The 17,978-nt window shown below is 59.7% G+C and carries 16 protein-coding genes; 9 read left to right on the top strand and 7 right to left on the bottom strand.

All coding sequences use genetic code 11. The features are described 5' to 3' along the window. The first annotated feature begins 124 nt into the window (after nt 1-124). From FHT87_RS04425 to FHT87_RS04395, 7 genes are all read left to right on the top strand, one after another. Nucleotides 125-547: a YbaN family protein gene (locus tag FHT87_RS04425; RefSeq protein WP_183725767.1), complete on the top strand. Its 423-nt coding sequence runs from the start codon at nt 125-127 to the stop codon at nt 545-547. Between the two features lie 738 nt (nt 548-1,285). Further along, nucleotides 1,286-1,993 (top strand): 3-oxoacid CoA-transferase subunit A, encoded by a 708-nt coding sequence (locus tag FHT87_RS04420; RefSeq protein ID WP_183725765.1) that lies wholly within the window; start codon nt 1,286-1,288, stop codon nt 1,991-1,993. Beyond that, nucleotides 1,990-2,679 carry a CoA transferase subunit B gene (locus tag FHT87_RS04415; RefSeq protein ID WP_183799783.1) on the top strand — a complete coding sequence of 230 codons (690 nt, stop codon included), beginning with the start codon at nt 1,990-1,992 and terminating at the stop codon, nt 2,677-2,679. The genes FHT87_RS04420 and FHT87_RS04415 overlap by 4 nt, the downstream gene beginning before the upstream one ends. 10 nt (nt 2,680-2,689) lie before the next feature. Beyond that, nucleotides 2,690-3,892, top strand: coding sequence for a 3-oxoadipyl-CoA thiolase (gene pcaF, locus FHT87_RS04410; RefSeq protein WP_183799781.1), 1,203 nt, complete (start codon nt 2,690-2,692; stop codon nt 3,890-3,892). Nucleotides 3,893-4,108: 216 nt separating this feature from the next. Further along, nucleotides 4,109-4,903 (top strand): SDR family oxidoreductase, encoded by a 795-nt coding sequence (locus FHT87_RS04405; protein ID WP_183799778.1) that lies wholly within the window; start codon nt 4,109-4,111, stop codon nt 4,901-4,903. 82 nt (nt 4,904-4,985) lie between these two features. Then, entirely contained in the window at nt 4,986-7,142 is a 2,157-nt protein-coding gene (gene glgX, locus FHT87_RS04400; RefSeq protein WP_183799775.1) for a glycogen debranching protein GlgX, read from the top strand. 17 nt (nt 7,143-7,159) lie between these two features. Then, nucleotides 7,160-8,170 (top strand): DNA topoisomerase IB, encoded by a 1,011-nt coding sequence (locus tag FHT87_RS04395; RefSeq protein WP_183799772.1) that lies wholly within the window; start codon nt 7,160-7,162, stop codon nt 8,168-8,170. A 151-nt stretch (nt 8,171-8,321) separates the two neighbouring features. Here the strand turns inward: FHT87_RS04395 and FHT87_RS04390 are convergent, their stop codons facing one another. From FHT87_RS04390 to FHT87_RS04360, 7 genes are all read right to left on the bottom strand, one after another. After that, nucleotides 8,322-9,056 (bottom strand): glutathione S-transferase, encoded by a 735-nt coding sequence (locus FHT87_RS04390; RefSeq protein ID WP_183799769.1) that lies wholly within the window; start codon nt 9,054-9,056, stop codon nt 8,322-8,324. 16 nt (nt 9,057-9,072) lie between these two features. Then, on the bottom strand, nt 9,073-9,363 hold the full coding sequence (locus FHT87_RS04385; RefSeq protein ID WP_183799767.1) for a DUF3175 domain-containing protein: 291 nt from the start codon (nt 9,361-9,363) through the stop codon (nt 9,073-9,075). 63 nt (nt 9,364-9,426) lie between these two features. Continuing rightward, nucleotides 9,427-9,741, bottom strand: a complete 315-nt coding sequence (locus tag FHT87_RS04380; protein ID WP_183799764.1) for a plasmid stabilization protein — start codon at nt 9,739-9,741, stop codon at nt 9,427-9,429. Nucleotides 9,742-9,982: 241 nt separating this feature from the next. Further along, a complete protein-coding gene (locus tag FHT87_RS04375) occupies nt 9,983-12,700 on the bottom strand; it encodes a response regulator (RefSeq protein WP_183799761.1) in 2,718 nt (905 codons plus the stop codon). A 157-nt stretch (nt 12,701-12,857) separates the two neighbouring features. Further along, complete coding sequence (locus FHT87_RS04370) at nt 12,858-13,031, bottom strand: hypothetical protein (RefSeq protein ID WP_183725745.1); 174 nt, start codon at nt 13,029-13,031, stop codon at nt 12,858-12,860. A 328-nt stretch (nt 13,032-13,359) separates the two neighbouring features. Beyond that, nucleotides 13,360-13,704, bottom strand: coding sequence for a DUF2934 domain-containing protein (locus tag FHT87_RS04365; RefSeq protein ID WP_183725743.1), 345 nt, complete (start codon nt 13,702-13,704; stop codon nt 13,360-13,362). 142 nt (nt 13,705-13,846) lie between these two features. Next, nucleotides 13,847-14,488 carry a UdgX family uracil-DNA binding protein gene (locus tag FHT87_RS04360; RefSeq protein ID WP_183799758.1) on the bottom strand — a complete coding sequence of 214 codons (642 nt, stop codon included), beginning with the start codon at nt 14,486-14,488 and terminating at the stop codon, nt 13,847-13,849. A gap of 118 nt (nt 14,489-14,606) precedes the next feature. Here FHT87_RS04360 and treZ point away from each other — a divergent pair, with 118 nt between their 5' ends. Both treZ and FHT87_RS04350 read left to right on the top strand, forming a co-directional pair. Beyond that, nucleotides 14,607-16,436, top strand: coding sequence for a malto-oligosyltrehalose trehalohydrolase (gene treZ, locus FHT87_RS04355; RefSeq protein ID WP_183725739.1), 1,830 nt, complete (start codon nt 14,607-14,609; stop codon nt 16,434-16,436). A 77-nt stretch (nt 16,437-16,513) separates the two neighbouring features. Next, nucleotides 16,514-17,977, top strand: coding sequence for a phosphatidylserine/phosphatidylglycerophosphate/cardiolipin synthase family protein (locus FHT87_RS04350; protein ID WP_183727213.1), 1,464 nt, complete (start codon nt 16,514-16,516; stop codon nt 17,975-17,977). Nucleotide 17,978 lies beyond the last annotated feature (1 nt).

Here is a 17,978-nt window from a genome sequence, read left to right as displayed (position 1 = left end):
TGGTTCGGCGAACTTACGCGTCAGCTGGGCAACCGTCGACGTCAAAATTGATGCTTCCGCGAATGGATGGCGAACAGGACCTCGATTATCTCAGGTACCTGACGACCCGACAGGAGTGTGTGAATTGAGTTCTACGCCAGATCCATCGCGCAGTTCGTTCCGACGGGCTGTCTACCTTTGCCTCGGTCTGTTGATGGTTGGCCTTGGAATTGTCGGCGCCATTCTGCCGCTCATGCCGACGACGATCTTCTTGATCCTGGCCGCATGGTTCTTCAGCCGGTCATCTCCGCGCCTGGAGGCCTATCTGATGAACAGTCGATTTGGCGGCTCGCTGCGTGACTGGCGCGAGAATGGCGCGATTTCCCGCAAGTCCAAGAATTTGGCCTTGATGGGGATGTCGGCGGGATACGCAATATTCCTCGTTACCTCCAAGCCGTCTGTTCCGCTCGTGATCATTGTCGGTGCACTGATCCTGGCTTGCGCCGCCTATGTCGCTTCGCGTCCGGGTTCCGCCAGTCGCAACGAGCCGGATGAACGTGACGGTTAATCTGCTTTGCCGACAAGAGGCACTTTACAACGAACGTAAAGTCAAATTATACGGCCCGCTCACTATTGCTCCGACACCCCCAGCATTCCCACCCGAGCACCATGCCAAAAACCCATAAGCACAAGTTCCTGCGGGAACAGTATCGCCGCATGCTTGCGTCCGACCATCACATAGATCCACGCTGGCGCGACAGTTTTGACGCGTTCCTGACAGATATCGACCATCTTGCGCCGAACACCGGAAGCCGTCGAATTATTGGTCGCAGAAACCTCAAGCTCGGATTTGTACCCGGAAATGTGGAGTGGCATTGGGAAAGCACGACACTGCCGGCATCGCGGGAAAGCAAAGGACGTTAAGCCTGACGGTACGACACGGTTGAAAGCGCCCCCGCAAGGGGGCAGCTCCAGTCCGCTTGGGATCCTTGCATGGCAACCGTGTCTTGCCTCTTCTCGAGCATTCTCTCTCTGCGGGTCTCGCTGCGACCTGCCCTGCCGACAATCTAACCTCATCGCAAAACCGGCTTTCTGCGAACGCTGCCGGATGGCCGCTGGCCCACCGACGCACGATTGCTTTTCCATGCGGGCCGGTCGACCGCCGAGAATATTTGCACGTCACCTATGTGCGATATACGAACAAATATAAAATAGCGCACAAAACTCTTGCCGTCCGGATGGCTCTCACTTTATGCTTTTCTCATTGGGGCACGAGGAAGCCTCAGCCGGCAAGGAGAGATCCCGCATGGACAAGACAATCGGGAGGGCGGCGGACGCCGTCTCCGAAATCGGCGACGGCGCGACCGTGATGATCGGTGGCTTCGGTGGCTCGGGTGCGCCGATCGAACTCATTCACGCCCTGATCGACAGAGGGCCGAAAGATCTCACGGTCATCAACAACAATGCCGGCAATGGCCGCATCGGCATCGCCGCAATGATCGATGCCGGCATGGTCAGGAAGATGATCTGCTCCTTCCCGCGCTCATCCGACCCGCGCGCCTTCACCGACAGGTATCTTGCAGGGCAAATCGAACTCGAGCTGGTGCCGCAAGGCACGCTCGCCGAACGCATCCGCGCCGGCGGAGCCGGCATCCCGGCCTTCTATACGCCGACGGGTTACGGGACTGAGCTTGCCGAAGGCAAGGTCATCGCCGAATTCGATGGCCGCCACTACGTGCAGGAACGCTGGCTGAAAGCTGACTTCGCCATCGTCAAGGCGCATGTCGGCGATGTCCACGGTAACCTCACCTACAACAAGGCCGGCCGCAACTTCAATCCGTTGATGTGCATGGCGGCTGCCAAGACGATCGCGCAGGTCTCGACGATCGTGCCGGCCGGCGGCATCGATCCTGAGCATGTCGTCACACCCGGCATCTTCGTCGATCGCGTCGTCGAGATCGCCAATCCGCAACAGGAAGAAGAGCTCATTCGAGCCGGGGTGGCCTACATATGACCGTCGACACCAGAGAAGATATCAAGCTCTCCAACGCACAGATCGCCTGGCGGGCAGCGCAGGACATCGCCGACGGTGCCTATGTGAACCTCGGCATCGGCTTTCCGGAAATGGTTGCCCGCTATCAGCCGCCGGGCCGGCAGGCGATCTTCCACACGGAGAACGGCATCCTCAATTTCGGCGAGGCGCCGCCATCGGGCGAGGAGGACTGGGATCTCATCAACGCCGGCAAGAAAGCGGTGACGCTGAAGCCGGGTGCGGCCTTCTTCCACCATGCGGACAGCTTTGCCATGGTACGCGGCGGTCATCTCGATGTCGCGATCCTCGGCGCCTATCAGGTTGCCCAGAACGGCGATCTCGCCAACTGGCGCGTCGGCGCCAAGGGCGTGCCGGCTGTCGGCGGCGCCATGGATCTGGTGCACGGCGCCAAACAGGTCTGCGTCATCACCGAGCACGTCACCAAGAACGGCGAGCCGAAGCTGGTCGATAAATGCAGCTTCCCGCTGACGGGAGTGGCTTGCATCACCCGCATCTATACGAGCCATTCCGTCATCGACATCAAGGACAGACGTTTCGTGCTGCGCGAGAAGCTTGCCGCGATGTCTGTCGAAGAACTGCAGGCCATGACCAGCGCGCAGCTTCATATCGAGGGGCCGGTTGCCGACCTCGTCGTTCCCCAACTTTGAGGACAAGTCCATGACCGAAGCCTTTATCTGCGATTATATCCGCACGCCGATCGGCCGTTATGGCGGCTCGCTCTCCTCCGTGCGCGCCGACGATCTCGGCGCCATTCCGCTGAAGGCGCTGATGGCGAAGAATGCGTCCGTCGATTGGGAAGCCGTCGACGACGTGATCTTCGGCTGCGCCAATCAGGCGGGCGAGGACAACAGAAATGTCGCGCGCATGTCGCTGCTGCTCGCCGGCCTGCCGGTCTCTGTGCCGGGTACGACGATCAACCGGCTCTGCGGATCGGGCATGGATGCCGTCATTACCGCAGCCCGCGCCGTCCGATCAGGCGAGGCTGAGCTGATGATCGCCGGCGGCGTGGAAAGCATGTCGCGTGCGCCTTTCGTGATGCCGAAGGCTGATACCGCTTTTTCGCGTGCTGCCGAAATCCATGACACGACGATCGGCTGGCGTTTCGTCAATCCGCTAATGAAGAAGCAGTACGGCGTCGATTCCATGCCGGAAACAGGCGAGAACGTTGCCGAGGATTACAAGGTCAGCCGTGAGGACCAGGACGCCTTTGCCGTGCGTTCGCAGGCGAAGGCTGCGGCCTCCCAGGCAAGCGGCAGGTTGGCCAAGGAAATCACCTCGGTGACCATCCCCCAACGCAAGGGCGACCCTGTTATCGTAGAGAAAGACGAACATCCACGTGCGACCAGCATGGAAGCGCTCGCCAAGTTGCCGACGCCTTTCCGTCAGGGCGGCACGGTGACAGCCGGTAATGCCTCGGGCGTCAATGACGGAGCGGCTGCACTCATCATCGCGTCGGAAGCGGCGGCCAAGAAATATGGCCTGACGCCGATTGCGCGTATTCTCGGCGGTGCGGCTGGAGCCGTCCCGCCGCGCGTCATGGGCATTGGACCTGTCCCGGCTTCCCGCAAGCTGATGGCGCGGCTTGCGATGAAGCAGGAACAGTTCGATGTGATCGAGCTCAACGAGGCCTTCGCCAGCCAGGGGCTTGCTGTTTTGCGCGAGCTCGGCTTTGCCGATGACGATCAGCGCGTAAACCGCAATGGCGGCGCGATTGCACTCGGCCATCCGCTCGGCATGTCGGGTGCCCGCATCACCGGCACCGCGGCACTGGAGCTTGGTGAAACCGGCGGTCGTTATTCGCTGTCGACCATGTGCATCGGCGTCGGCCAGGGTATTGCTGTGGCGCTCGAACGGGTCTGAGAGCGGCCTATTCGGAGATCGACTGCATCGTAATTGCGCTGCGTAGGGCAAGGCCGAGACTATGGCCTGCCGGTCATTTGTCAACGGCGGCACTGGTGCCGCAAGCGTATCCATCTCGCTCTTTCGTGCATTGCCCTTCACCAATCTCCCCTGCTAAGACTGGCGCATATCACGTCATCACCTATGTTCTTGGTTTTTCGGGAGGCTATCGTCGCCATGGCAGATCTTGCTCAATTGCTTGCATCCATCAAAATTCCCGATCTTGCCGGCAAGGCCGTGCTGATTACGGGTGCTTCCACCGGCATCGGTGCGGCCGTTGCGCGCGCCTTTGCGGCGCAGGGCGCCAAGGTCGGCGTACACTACAATTCAAGCCGCGAACCGGCCGAACAGCTCGCCGACGAGATCAGGGCAGCCGGCGGCACGGTGCATCTGGTGCATGGTGACGTATCGAAGGAAGGCGAGACGGAGCGCGTCGTCGAAGAGACGGCCAAGACCTTCGGCCATCTGGACGGTCTCATCAACAATGCCGGCGGCATGCTCGGCCGCAAGCCGACGTCGGAATATACCGACGAGCATTATGAGAAGGTCATGAACCTTAATGCCCGTTCGGTGCTTGCAGCCACGCGTGCTGCTCATCCCTGGCTGAAGAAGCAGGGCGGCTTCATCATCAACACGACATCGATTGCGGCGCGCAACGGCGGCGGCAATGGTGCAATTCTCTATGCGGCTTCCAAGGGTTTCGTTTCGACGATGACCCATGGCCACGCCAAGGAATTCGTCGCCGACAGGATCCGCGTCAATGCAGTTGCGCCGGGGGTCATCGCGACACCCTTCCACGAGCGCTATACGAATGACGAGCAGATGGAATTGCAGCGCAAGTCTATTCCGATGGGCTTCGTCGGCACGCCGGAAGACTGTGTCGGTGCCTATCTTTTCCTCGCCTCGCCGACGCTCTCCGGCTACATCACGGGTCAGATCATCGAGGTCAATGGCGGTCAGCTGATGCCCTGATGGGGCCGGAAAGATCGTAGTTTACGGAACTTTCGCACCGCAATGACGTTTCCCGCTTGCCATTCATCAAGTGGGGGGCGTCATGAGCTTTTCCTTTTCCGAACTCGACTTCCTGAAACCGGAGCTGGGGGCGGAATATACCGGCACAGGCACGCATTTCGCGGTTTTTTCCGCTCATGCCGAGCAGATTGAGCTCTGCCTCTTTTCTCCCGACGGTAAAAAGGAAGTCGCCCGGCTGCCGCTGCCGAAGCGAGAAGGCGACATCTGGTCGGGCTATATTGCCGGCATCGGGCCGGGTACGGTCTATGGGTATCGCGCCCATGGCCCTTACGATCCGAAGAATGGGCATCGTTTCAATCCGAACAAGCTGCTGCTTGATCCCTATGCCAAGCAAGTGCTTGGCGATCTCCAATGGGACGATGCGCTCTATGGCTATACGATCGGCAAGGACGACCTTTCCTTCGATGAGCGTGACAGCGCGCCTTACATGGTCAAGGGCGTCGTTCAGGATCCGGATTTCGACTGGGCGGGTGAAGAAGCAATACGGCGGCCGTGGCCGGAGACGATCATCTATGAGGCGCACGTTCGTGGACTGACGATGCTGCATCCCAAGGTGCCCGACAGGCTGCGTGGCACCTTTCTCGGCATGTGCAGCGATCCGATCATCGATCATCTCGTCAAACTCGGCATTTCCGCGATCGAGCTGCTGCCGATCCAGTTCTTCCCCAACGACCGCTATCTCGAAGAGAAGAAGCTGACGAATTACTGGGGTTATCAGACGCTCGGTTTCTTCGCACCGCAGGCGCGCTATCTCTCGGGCGACAAGATCACCGAGATCAAGACCATGGTGAAGAGGTTTCATGCCGCCGGCATCGAAGTCATCATGGACGTCGTCTATAATCATACGGCCGAGGGCAGCGAGAAAGGTCCGACCCTGTCCTTCCGAGGGCTCGATAATGCAAGCTACTACATCCTCTCGCCTGATGATCCGCGCCATACTTTCGATACGACGGGTACCGGCAACACGCTGAACGTCGCCAACCCGATGGTGATGCGCATGGTGCTCGACAGCCTGCGCTATTGGGTCGGCGTCATGCATATCGACGGTTTCCGCTTCGATCTCGCCAGCACGCTTGGCCGCCAGGACCTGGAGTTCGACCGGCAGGGCCTGTTCTTCGGCGCGATCCGCCAGGATCCGATCCTTGCCGGCGTCAAGCTGATCGCCGAGCCCTGGGATGTCGGCGAAGGCGGCTATCAGGTCGGCGGCTTCCCGCATCCCTTCCGCGAATGGAACGACAAGTTCCGCGATGATGTACGCCGTTTCTGGAAGGGCGACGGCGGCATGGTGTCGGAACTCGCCCAGCGCATCACCGGCTCGGCGGTGCAGTTCAATCACTCGGATCGCGGGGCGACATCATCAGTCAATTTGCTGTCGGCGCATGACGGCTTCACGCTGATGGATACGGTTTCCTTCGACGACAAGCACAATGAGGCAAATGGCGAAGACAACAGGGACGGTCATTCAGACAATCATTCGGACAATATGGGTGCCGAGGGCGCGACCGATAACGATGATATCAACAGGCTACGTGCACGCCGCCGCCGCAACATGATGGCAACCTTGATGCTCTCCCAGGGCGTGCCGATGGTTCTTGCCGGCGATGAGGTCGGCAACAGTCAGGGCGGCAACAACAATGCCTATTGTCAGGACAATGAGATTGGCTGGACGAAATGGGACGGTCTCGACGATCCGTTCCTTGATTTCTGCCGCAAGGTCGTCGCCTTCCGCAAGGCGCATCCGGTGCTGAGGCAGGAGCGCTTTCTGACGGGCGACAGTACCGAGGACGGCCGTATTGAAATTGCCTGGTACAAACCGGACGCCAATTTCATGGATGACGGCGCCTGGAATGACGATGGGCTGCAAGTGCTCGGCGTCTATCTGTCGAAGAGCGCGCATTCCCCCGATGCCGAAGAAATGGACGATCTCTATCTGGTCTTCAACGCCGGCGGAGACTGCGAGGTACGTTTGCCGGAGGTCAACGGCCTGAAGCAATGGGCGCGTGTACTCGATACCGGCGCAGAGGAGGATGCTTTCAAGCTCCATGAGCAGGAGGGTCCCGTAATAGTTTATGCCCAAAGCATTGCAGTCTTTGCGCCGAAGGGGCAGACCAAACCGCCAAAAGACGCAACCAAGGCGGAACGCCGCAGATGGTTCCACTTCGGTCGGCGGAGCAGGTGACGGATCCATAACAAGCAATGAATGCCGACGTCATCACCGAGCTTGGCCTGATCTATGTCAGCGATACCGAACCGGGCATTCGCAGACGACGAAAGGGCAAGGGCTTCAGCTATACGTTGCCGGATGGGAAAACATTGGCCGACGAAATCCAGCGGGCGCGCATACAAGCGCTCGGCTTGCCGCCGGCCTATGAGAATGTCTGGATCTGCATTTACGAGAATGGCCATCTGCAGGCGACGGGCTATGACGCGCGCGGACGCAAGCAGTACCGCTACCACAAGGATTGGCAATCCTTCCGAAGTGCCGGCAAGTTCTATCAGCTCATCGAGTTCGGTCGGGCGCTCCCGACGATCCGGCGAACGGTCCTGCGTCATCTCGACACTGGTGCTGAAGATATCAACGGCGTACTCGCCGCGTTGACGACCCTGCTTGATGAAGCGCATCTGCGCGTCGGCAACCAGGCCTATGTGAAGGAAAACGGTACCTATGGTGCAACGACGCTGCTGAAGCGCCATCTGAAGATCGTCGATGGTCGTATCGAGCTGAAATTCCGCGCCAAAGGCGGCAAGCGCGTGCAGCGCAGCCTCAGGCATCCTCGTCTTCAGAAAATTCTGGAAGAGATCGCCGACCTGCCGGGCAGGCAGCTCTTTGTCTGGAAGGACGAGACCGGTGCACTGAAGCCGGTCGATTCCGGTCGGCTCAATGCCTATCTCGCGGAGATTTCCGGCATCGCCATCTCAGCCAAGACCTTTCGCACCTGGGCAGGTTCGCTTGCCGCGTTCGGCGCGGCGCGCGGCGCCATATCAGAAGGGCGCAGACCGACCGTCGAGGAGATGTCGGAGGCTGCAGCCGAGGTCCTGCACAATACGCCGTCAATTTCGCGCTCCAGCTACATCCACCCGGCGATCATTGCACTTTCAGCCAAGAATGAGATGCTGGAGGAGGGCGGTACCGAGCCTCCGCGCGGGCTTCGGGCGGCTGAGAGCCGCATGCTGGATTTCCTGACGCGCAACACCATTCCCGAATGAAAAAGAACTACGACCGGAACCGCGGGTTCTTAACAGGAAGGTAAGCGTCAGGTGGCGCCCTTCTCGTGGCCTCTCCGATATCTCTAATTCGGGATCGCAGGCAAAACCGATGGCGCTGCCAATCGCTCCCGAAAATCGAGAGCAATGCGGCTCAGGACGCTTCCATGTCGAGTTCTGGATAATGCCGAAAAATCCCCTCGGTGTTGAAGGGCAGGCGGCGGTCGGATTTCAGATAGCGGGATATGTTGGGGCGCTGCTCGACGCTGTCTTGGAGGGCGGCAAGCAGCGGATATTTGCTGCGGTAGCTGCTCATGGCCTTCGGAAAGGCGTAAAGCAGACCTTCGACGATCTGAAAGAGCGACAGATCCACATAAGTCAGTGCATTGCCGGCTATATGTTTGGGGCCATGCGGATTTTGCTGCAGCACGCGTTCGAAATAGCCGAGGAATTTCGGGATGCGCTCCCTGATGAAATCAGCCGAACGGGCCTTCGCCTCTTCCTTCTGGTCCTCGTAATAGAGCGAGGTGGCGATCGGGTGATGCGTGTCATGCACCTCGGCCACGAAATCGGTGATCGTGAGCTGCAACCCGTTTACGACATAGCGCATCCCTTCGTCATCAGGCGCCAGTCGGAGTTTGGGGCCGAGGTAGAGAAGGATATTGGCGACATGCGGAATGATGAGATCGCCATCCTTCAGGAAGGGCGGGGCGAAGGGAATATGCGCTTCGCTGTCGCTCTGCATGATGGCAAACATCGCGCCGGTGCCGCGCCCGCGGCCGGACTGGCGGGCGACGTCGATATAATCGGCGCCGGCTTCCTCGAGTGCCAGTCGCACGAATTCTCCGCGGCCCTGGATGCCGTCCCAGTAATAAAGCTCGTAAGTCATTTGCCCTCGTGATTCTCTAATGCCTGGTTTCGCGACCGAAATCCTTGCGCAGCTCGTCCTTCGCCTTTTCAAGTGTGCCCCTCTGCTTCTTCGTCAACTGGTCTCCGGCGCGGTTGATGTAGAAATTCAGCATCGACATGGCCGAGCGGAACGGGCTCGATTTGCGCCGATGGCTGCTCTCGGCGGAGTGTTTGAGGGAATCGGCAATCTTCTTCGGATCGTCAGATGTGAAGACTCCTTCCTTGAGGTCCATGGCGTCGCTGTTTTCGGTCACGCCCTGTGACCATTTCGTCTTGCTCTTCGCCATTGTGAGTGTCCTTAAAGCGACGGCGTGAGGCCGCCTGCCGGTTGTTGGTGTTTGACGGCGCCGTCAGTGATGGGTGTGGTGTTCGTTGCGCTTGCGAGTGGCGGCTGCCTTCTTGGCGGAAGCGGAGCGCTCCTCCTTCGACCGAGATGCCGAAGCATGACCGCCGATGCGGCCGCCTTTTTCGGAGGATTCGTTCGTATCCTTCTTGCCGCGGCCAGAGCCTGACTTGTTGCCGCCGCCGCTTTCCTTATTGACGGTTGCCCATGCCCGGCGTTCGGCCTCGTCGTGGGATACGCCGCGATCCTCATAGCCTTCCTCGATATGCTCGGCCTTTCTCTTCTGCTTGTCGCTATAAGCGGATTTGTCACCTCGTGGCATGGCTGCCTCCTGTGGTTTGAATGAGGCTCAACCACTGGCCGTCCAAAAAGTTCCGAAGTCGTTCCAGCCGCCATGACGTGTTCAGAAGTCAGGTGCAAAGCAGTCTTTGATCGGTTTTCGTTACCGCATCCTGCAGACCCCAGCGGAGCAGAGAGACGGAAAAGGCGAGCTTGTTCGCCCGTAGACTACAGCCGCAGTGTCAAAGAGGAGATGGCCATTCGTTGACGGTCCTGGGGCGGGGCTAAGCAATGGGGCGCTGGCGGGCAGCGTTCTTCACCGCGCTGTCGAGCGCTGCGGTGGTAAACGGCTTTGGCAGCAGCACGGAACCGGAAAAGCGGTTCGCATCCGGCGGGTTGCTGTTACCGGTCGCGAAGACAAGGCCGACAGAAGGGAATGCCTCACGTGCGAGGGCTGCGAAGGCCGGGCCGGACATGCCCGGCAGGCCGACATCGGCAACGATGATGTCTATATCCGCCGTACGCAGGAGTTCGACGCCCTGTTCGCCGCTGTCGGCTGCGATCACGTCATAGCCGAGATCTTGCAGGATTTCTGCAGTATCCATGCGGATGAAGGCATCATCCTCGACCAGCAGAAGCTTCAGCCTGGCCTGGACGATATCACGTGGCTGTGGGCTGCCCGGCAGCGGCACCGGATGGGTCTGGCGGCGTTGCGCCTGATTGACGAGGACGTGGCGGACTTTCCGCGCCAAGGCCTCCCGCGTATAGGGCTTGGAGAGGAGCTCCAGGCCAGGATCGAGCCGCCCGCCATGAACGATCGAATTTTCGGTATAGCCTGACGTATAAAGGATGGCGACATTGGGCAGGCGCTCGCGGGCCATGCGGGCGAGCTCCGGGCTCTTCAGCGGACCGGGCATGACGACGTCTGTAAAGAGCAGGTCGATATGCGCGCCACTCTCGATCACGGTCAACGCGCTCTGGGCATCCTTGGCCTTCAGCACGTAATAGCCGAGATCGGTCAGCATCTCGACGACCGTCGTGCGCACACCTTCATCATCCTCGGCGACCAGTATAGTCTCGGTGCCGCCGGTTGTGGGAATATTGTCGCCAGTGGCAATTCGATCCTCGCTCCGGAGTGAGCGGGGGAGATAAAGCTTCACCGTCGTGCCTTCGCCGGTCTCGCTGTAGATCTTCACATGGCCACCGGACTGCTTGACGAAACCGTAGACCATGGAAAGGCCGAGCCCGGTGCCCTTGCCCTCCGGTTTGGTGGAGAAGAACGGTTCGAAAGCCTGCTCGATGATCTCGGGTGCCATGCCTGAGCCGGTGTCGGTGACGGCGAGCACCACATATTGGCCGGCTGCGACCTCCGGATGAGTGCGGCTGTAGGAATCGTCGAGAAAGGCATTGCCAACCTCGATCGTGAGCTTGCCGGTGCCATCCATCGCATCGCGTGAATTGATGGCAAGGTTGAGCAGCGCATTCTCGATCTGGATCGGATCGGCGAAGGTGTTCCAGAGACCGCCGGAGACCATGGTCTCCACCTCGATCTCCTCGCCGAGCGCGCGGCGCAGCATGTCGTCCATCGCCGAGACGAGGCGGCCGATATTGATCACCTTCGGCTCCAGCGGTTGGCGGCGCCCGAAGGCGAGAAGCTGGCTGGCGAGACGCGATCCACGCTCGACGGCGGAGAGCGCATTGGAGATGCGTTCCGTGGCCCGGCCGTTATTCGCCACGTCCTTGCCGAGAAGCTGCAGGTTGCCGGATATGACCTGCAGCAAATTGTTGAAGTCGTGCGCCACCCCGCCGGTCAATTTGCCGATCGATTCCATCTTTTGCGCCTGCTGCAAGGCTGCTTCGGCCTGCTGGCGTTCGAGGATTTCGGCGGCGACACGTGCCTCGAGCGTTTCGTTCAGTTTGCGGAGTTTATCCTCTGCCTCGCGCCGCTGAGCGATTTCGACCTCGGCGGCGCGAATGAGCCGGGCGTTATCGATCGCGACGGCAGACTGGCCCGCCAGGCTGACGAGGCTTGCTTCCGCCGCTTCCGAAAAGCGGGCGGGCTCGCTGTGGCCGAAGAACAGCCCGCCAATCACACTGCCGTCGCGTGACTTGACCGGCACGGCGAGATAGCTGCGCACCGGAAGGTGGCCTTTCGGCATGCCGGAATGCGGCTTATTGTGTCCGTAGCGCGGATCGAGCAGGATATCGTCGGAGCGTACTACGCCTTCGCCATTGAAGGTCGGCACAAAGACCTTGGTGTTGCGCGGCATCGGGAACCGGTCGAAATGTTTGCGATCGACACCCGACAGCGCATAGAGCATGTAACTGCCGCCTTCCCCATCGTCGACATTGTAGAAGAAGGCGCCGAATTCGGCGCCAGCCAGCGCCACGCCGGCATCGACGGCGATCTGCGTCAGGCGGTCGACATTGAGTTCTGCGGTGATCGCAGCGCCGGCGCGGTTGACGACGGCCAGTGTGGCGGATTTCTCTCGTGACTCGTCCAGCGCAGCGCGCTCGCGCCGCTTGGCGAGCACCTGATCCGTCACTTCCATGGTGGCGCAGAGAATGCCGGCGACCTTCCCGTCGTCGTCCCGCAACGGCGTGTAGGAGAAGGTGAACCAGGTGTCTTCTGTCTGGCCCTCGCGTTGCATCGGAACGAGAAGTTCCTTGTAGAGCTGCGACTGGCCGTCAAGTGTTGCCTGCACGATCGGTTCGAACTGCGGCCAGATATCAGACCAGACCTGCTGGAAGGGTCTTCCAAGAGCAGCAGGGTGCCGTTCTGGGAAGATCGCCACATAGGCGTCGTTATAGATGAAAGCGAGTTCGGGACCCCAGGCGACGAATTTCGGCTGGCGTGAATTGACGACCATTTCCGCGATATGTCGGAGTGAACTCGGCCATGCTTCAACTGACCCGATGCCGGCTGCGTTCAAACCTTTCCGGCGCAGCAAATTTCCGATTTCGCTGTTGCCTTCCGGCCAGCGGCCTCCAACCCGTGCCATTAAAAATCGCTTTCATTCCTTATGCGGCATCATCCGCGCCGGGTCTGCCGGTCCAGTCCACAAAATAGAGGCATCGGACATAAGGGAAAGGGCGTGCTGCAAATATCGTTAACCGGGCAAAGTGTCCGATTACTCGCAATGAGGCTGTTTATATTTGTTATTCCTGGTCCAGCTTCTGCGAAGCGATAAAAGTGCGGCTCAAAGCAAAGGAACGAAGCTGGATCGGTTTGCGCGGATCACGAAAAAATACGCCGACTATATTATCGACGAAAAGAATAAGCCCCAGCGCGAAACCGATGTAGAGCAAAGCGGCGATCACAAGAAGCGACATCTCCATCCCTCACACCAACGCTGGGAAAGCTCGGCCAGGGGCCGCCGGAACTGGGATGCTGATGGCATTAGCAAAACGGCTGTTCACGGCGACTTCCCCTGTTTGCCCATTAACAGACGGAAGACGTTCTTGTTCCCCGTTTCGAGGGGCGGACGCAGCTTTTTATAAGTCTGTCCAGACGGACGTTTCATTCGATTTGTGGTCACCCCCCGCATAGAAGCCGGCGCTTCACGAAATTGATAGCGCGCAACTAATTCAAACTTATGACACAAAGGTTTAAGGGGCGCGGGTTAAGCGCCCTTTTTCATTAAAATCTGAACATTTCTCGTCAGGGAGCCGACTTACGAGCAACCGCGCGTTTCGGCGCCGGTTTGACGATGTCGTTGGCTTTGGCTTTGGCTTTGGTGCTTGTCGCTGGCCGTTTGGCCTTCGTCTTGGCTTCGCCACCGTTGGTGGGCTCTGCTACCTTCGGCGTATCAGCCTTGGCGGCGGTCGCCCGTTTCGCTCGAGGCTTTACTTCCTTCCCGTTTCCAGACTTCGAGGCCCCCTTGAGCGCATCATGCTCGGCCCTTGCCTGTTCCCAATGGATGGAGTCTCGCCCCGTCGGGTGCCCTTCTTCTTCCCAAAGGGCATATGCACGTTTTTTTATCCACTCTTCCCGAGCTTCTGCCATCGCTGATCTCCAGTCACAACATGCCGTCGTTCGAACGCGATACTGTTGAAAAGGTTCCAGACTATGGGGTCGGTTTCAAGTGGATTTGCCAAGTAAATCGGGAATATTTTTGCGTTGCAATATTTATAGGCAATAACTCGTTCTAGTTGCCCTGATATTGGACAGCGCGGTGCAGGTCCTCAATGAAATTCGCACGCTGGCGCGCGACATCCTCTTCCTCGCGAATCCGCAGGAGGAAGGAAGGGTGGATGGTCACGAGAACCGGCGGATGATCCTCTGGCGTGAGGACGTGACCGCGCTCGGGGGTCAGTTTCACCTTCGCGCCGAGGAGGGAATAAAGTGCTGTCGCGCCAAGCGCAACGACGAGTTTGGGATGTATGATCTCGATTTCGGCACCGAGCCACCAGGAGCAGCGCCGGATCTCCCCGGCATTGGGTTTCGAATGCAGGCGGCGCTTGCCGCGGGGCTCGAACTTGAAGTGCTTGACCGCATTGGTGACATAGCATCGCGAGCGGTCGAGCCCGGCCTCTTCCATACAGATGTCGAGCAGGCGACCGGCAGGGCCGACAAAGGGGCGTCCTGCAATATCTTCCTTGTCGCCCGGTTGTTCTCCGACAAGCATGATATCCGCCTTTTGAGATCCCTCGCCGAAGACGAGCTGGGTGGCGTTCTTGTAGAGTTCGCAGCGCGTGCAGCCTTCCGCCTGATGTCTGAGCTGATCGAGGCTGGCAGCGTCGGCGCTTTCAAGCGTGAAGGCAGGGCCAAATTTCTGTGCAACGTTCATGACGGCAATCTCTTGGTTCTCACCTTCAACCGATCGCGCCGCGGATTGTTCCTGCCCGTTCGGAACAACCCGCAGCTTCAGGAATTTGATGCTGATTGGAAGTCACACGGAGTGAGGGATGAACCAGATTTCAAAGACTGGCACGATCACGGAACGCACGGGGCGTTGGGGTACAGAGCTGCTCGCGGGCGGACGTGCGCGTTTTCGTCTCTGGGCGCCTAGCGCGGATGCGATCTCGCTGCGGCATCGCGGCCACGATGCTCCCATGGAGAACATAGGCGGCGGCTGGTTCGAGCTGGCAGGGGTCGAGGCGTCCGCAGGCGATGAGTACATGTTCGTCCTCCCGGATGGAAACACCGTGCCGGATCCGGCGTCGCGAAGGCAAGCCGGGGATGTGCATGGTCCGTCGCTGATCGTCGATCCCGGTTATCAATGGCAGAACTCACGCTGGCGCGGCCGTCCTTGGGAAGAGGTGGTCATCAGCGAAATCCATATTGGCACCTTTACGCCCGAGGGTACGTTTCGGGCTGCAGCGGAGAGGCTGAAGCATCTTGCGGAAATCGGCATCACGGCTGTCGAAGTGATGCCCGTTGCGCAATTTGCCGGCAATCGCGGCTGGGGTTACGACGGCGTGCTGCAATATGCGCCGCATTGCGCTTACGGCACGCCGGACGATTTCAAGGCCTTCATCGATACGGCGCATGGCCTCGGCATCATGGTGCTGCTCGACGTCGTCTACAATCATTTCGGACCCGAGGGCAATTATCTCCACAGCTATGCGCCGGGCTTCTTCCGCAAAGATCGGGAAACGCCCTGGGGGGCGGCGATCGATTTCGGGCGGGAGCCGGTGCGGCGCTTTTTCATCGAGAACGCGCTCTACTGGATCGGCGAGTTCCGGCTGGACGGGCTCAGGCTCGATGCCGTGGAGCAAATCCATGATACCTCTGAAAAGCATGTGCTTTCAGCCATGGCCGAAGAAGTGAAAGCCACCTTCGCCGACAGGCAGGTTCATCTCGTCGTCGAAGACCAGCGCAATCTCGTGGAGCTATTGATTCGTGATGAGAACGGCGCTCCCAAAGCTTACGAGGCCGAATGGAACGATGATTTCCATCATGTGGCGCACATCATCGCGACCGGCGAAACCATCGGCCACTACAAGCCTTTCGCCGATCAGCTCTGGCATAAGCTTCGCATGGCACTTCAGCATGGCTTCATCTATCCTGATCGAACCGATCCGCCGGAATTGCCTGTCGGCGAGCGTCGTTACCTGCCGCCGACCGCCTTTATCGATTTCCTGCAGAACCACGACCAGATCGGCAACCGGGCCTTCGGCGAGCGGCTGATAAGCCTTGCCGATCCCGATATGCTGGATGCGCTGACGGCGATACTCCTGCTCTCGCCGCATATCCCATTCCTCTTCATGGGCGAGGAGTATGGGGAAAGGCGGCCCTTCTATTTCTTTGCCGATTATACGGGCGAGCTCGGCAGAATGGTCCGCGATGGGCGCATGGCGGAAGCTGAGGGGTTCGGCGGCTTGAAGGCCGGCAGGACCGTGGCCGATCTGCCCGATCCCAATGCCCTTTCGACCTTCGAGAATTCGAAACTCGACTGGCAATGGCGGGAGAACGAGGAGGGCCGGAAAAGTTTGGCTTTCGTCGCCGCGCTCCTGGAGTTGCGCAAGACCTATGTCGTACCGCTGCTGAAGCAGAGCTCTGCCATCGAGAGCGGCGCGCTGGAAGCGCCTGAAGGAGCGATCGCCGTCTGGTGGAAGGTCGCGAATCTGACGCTGGCGCTGCGCGCCAATTTGTCGGGGCAGGCACTGGTCTTGCCGTCGGTCGCCGGGACTGTGATCTATGAGCGCTACGGCAAGGAAGCAAAGCCCGCCGAGAATGGCGCGCTGCCGCCGCATTCGGTCATCTTTGCCATCGATATTGAGCCGGCGAATTAAGCATCTGAAAAATTTCGCGTTGAGAGCGAGCCGCTGACTGATTGAACGCAGACGATTCGCGGCTATATCCTGTGGCGATGTTTCAACTGCTGTCGACCTACTGGCCGCATATCCTCTTCGTCATCTCCATTGCCATGGGGGCAGCGGCGGCGATCCATGCCACCATGACCAAGGAAGAGGTCCGGGCCGCGACCGGCTGGGTGGGCGTCATCATCCTCTCGCCGATCATCGGCGCGCTGCTTTACATGATTGCCGGCATCAACCGCATCCGCCGCAAGTCGCTGAGCCTTCGCCGCGACGCGTTGCTGCCTGCTGCCGATCTGGATGAGCTCGAAAAGTTCGACGCGGAGACCGATGCCGTCATCAGCCAGTTCGGCCGGCGTTTTGCCGCCCTGCAGACGCTTGGTGATCGCATCACGCGCTACCCGCTGACGACGGGCAATACGATCGATATGCTGGAAAACGGCGACGAAGCCTATGCGGCGATGAAGACGGCAATTGATGGCGCCGAGCGCAGTATCCTGCTGGAGACCTATATCTTCGACCGTGACAGGATCGGGCTGCGCATCGCCGATGCGCTGATTGCAGCCGTCAAGCGCGGCGTGGAAGTACGTGTGCTGATCGATGCAGTCGGCGCGCGCTATTCGGTGCCGAGCATTCTCGGATACCTGAAGGAGGGTGGGGTGACCGTCAGTGTCTTCAACGGCAACGTCATCATGGGCTTGAGGTTGCCCTATGCGAACCTGCGCACACACCGCAAAATCCTGATCGCGGATGGAAAGATCGCACTGACGGGCGGCATGAATATCCGCGAAGGCTTCAGCGAGGAGGCGGTCGGCGGGAGTTTTGCCCATGACACGCATTTCAGCGTCAGCGGTCCGGCGGTCGCCGATCTCTTCGACGTCGCGGCCGAGGACTGGCGTTTCACGACAGGCGAAGTCCTGAACGGCGAAGCCTGGCGCGGCGACCGACTGGAGCGCAAGCGCGGCGACCCGGTCTTCTTGCGCGTCGTCGCTTCCGGACCGGATCGGAGCGTGGAAACGAACCACAAGATGCTGATAGGTGCCTTTTCCGTCGCGCGCCAGTCGATCCGTATTATGTCGCCTTACTTTCTGCCGGATCGGGAGCTGATCAGCGCGCTGACGACGGCGGCCCGGCGTGGCGTGGAGGTTGATATCGTTGTGCCTGCCGCCAACAATCTCGTTCTGGTCGACCGGGCGATGACGGCGCAGTTCGACCAGATCGTCAAGAACTACTGCCGCATCTGGCGTTCGACCGGCAGCTTCAGCCATTCCAAGCTTCTCTCTATCGACGGAACCTGGGCCTATGTCGGTTCCTCCAATCTCGATCCGCGCTCGCTTCGGCTGAATTTCGAGGTTGATCTCGAAGTGCTGAATGCCGGCTTTGCTGCCGAAATCGATGAGCGCATCGACGATGCCATCAAGTCCGCCACGCCGGTTACGCTCGAGGGGCTGTGGTCGCGGCCCTTCCTCGTGCGGCTGCTTGAAAAGGTGCTGTGGCTGGGTTCCCCATATCTTTGAC

Source organism: Rhizobium sp. BK316, assembly GCF_014193695.1.
Lineage (GTDB): Bacteria > Pseudomonadota > Alphaproteobacteria > Rhizobiales > Rhizobiaceae > Rhizobium.
The sequence above is the reverse complement of the archived record's forward strand: the minus strand, read 5'-3'. Positions and strand labels throughout refer to the sequence as shown.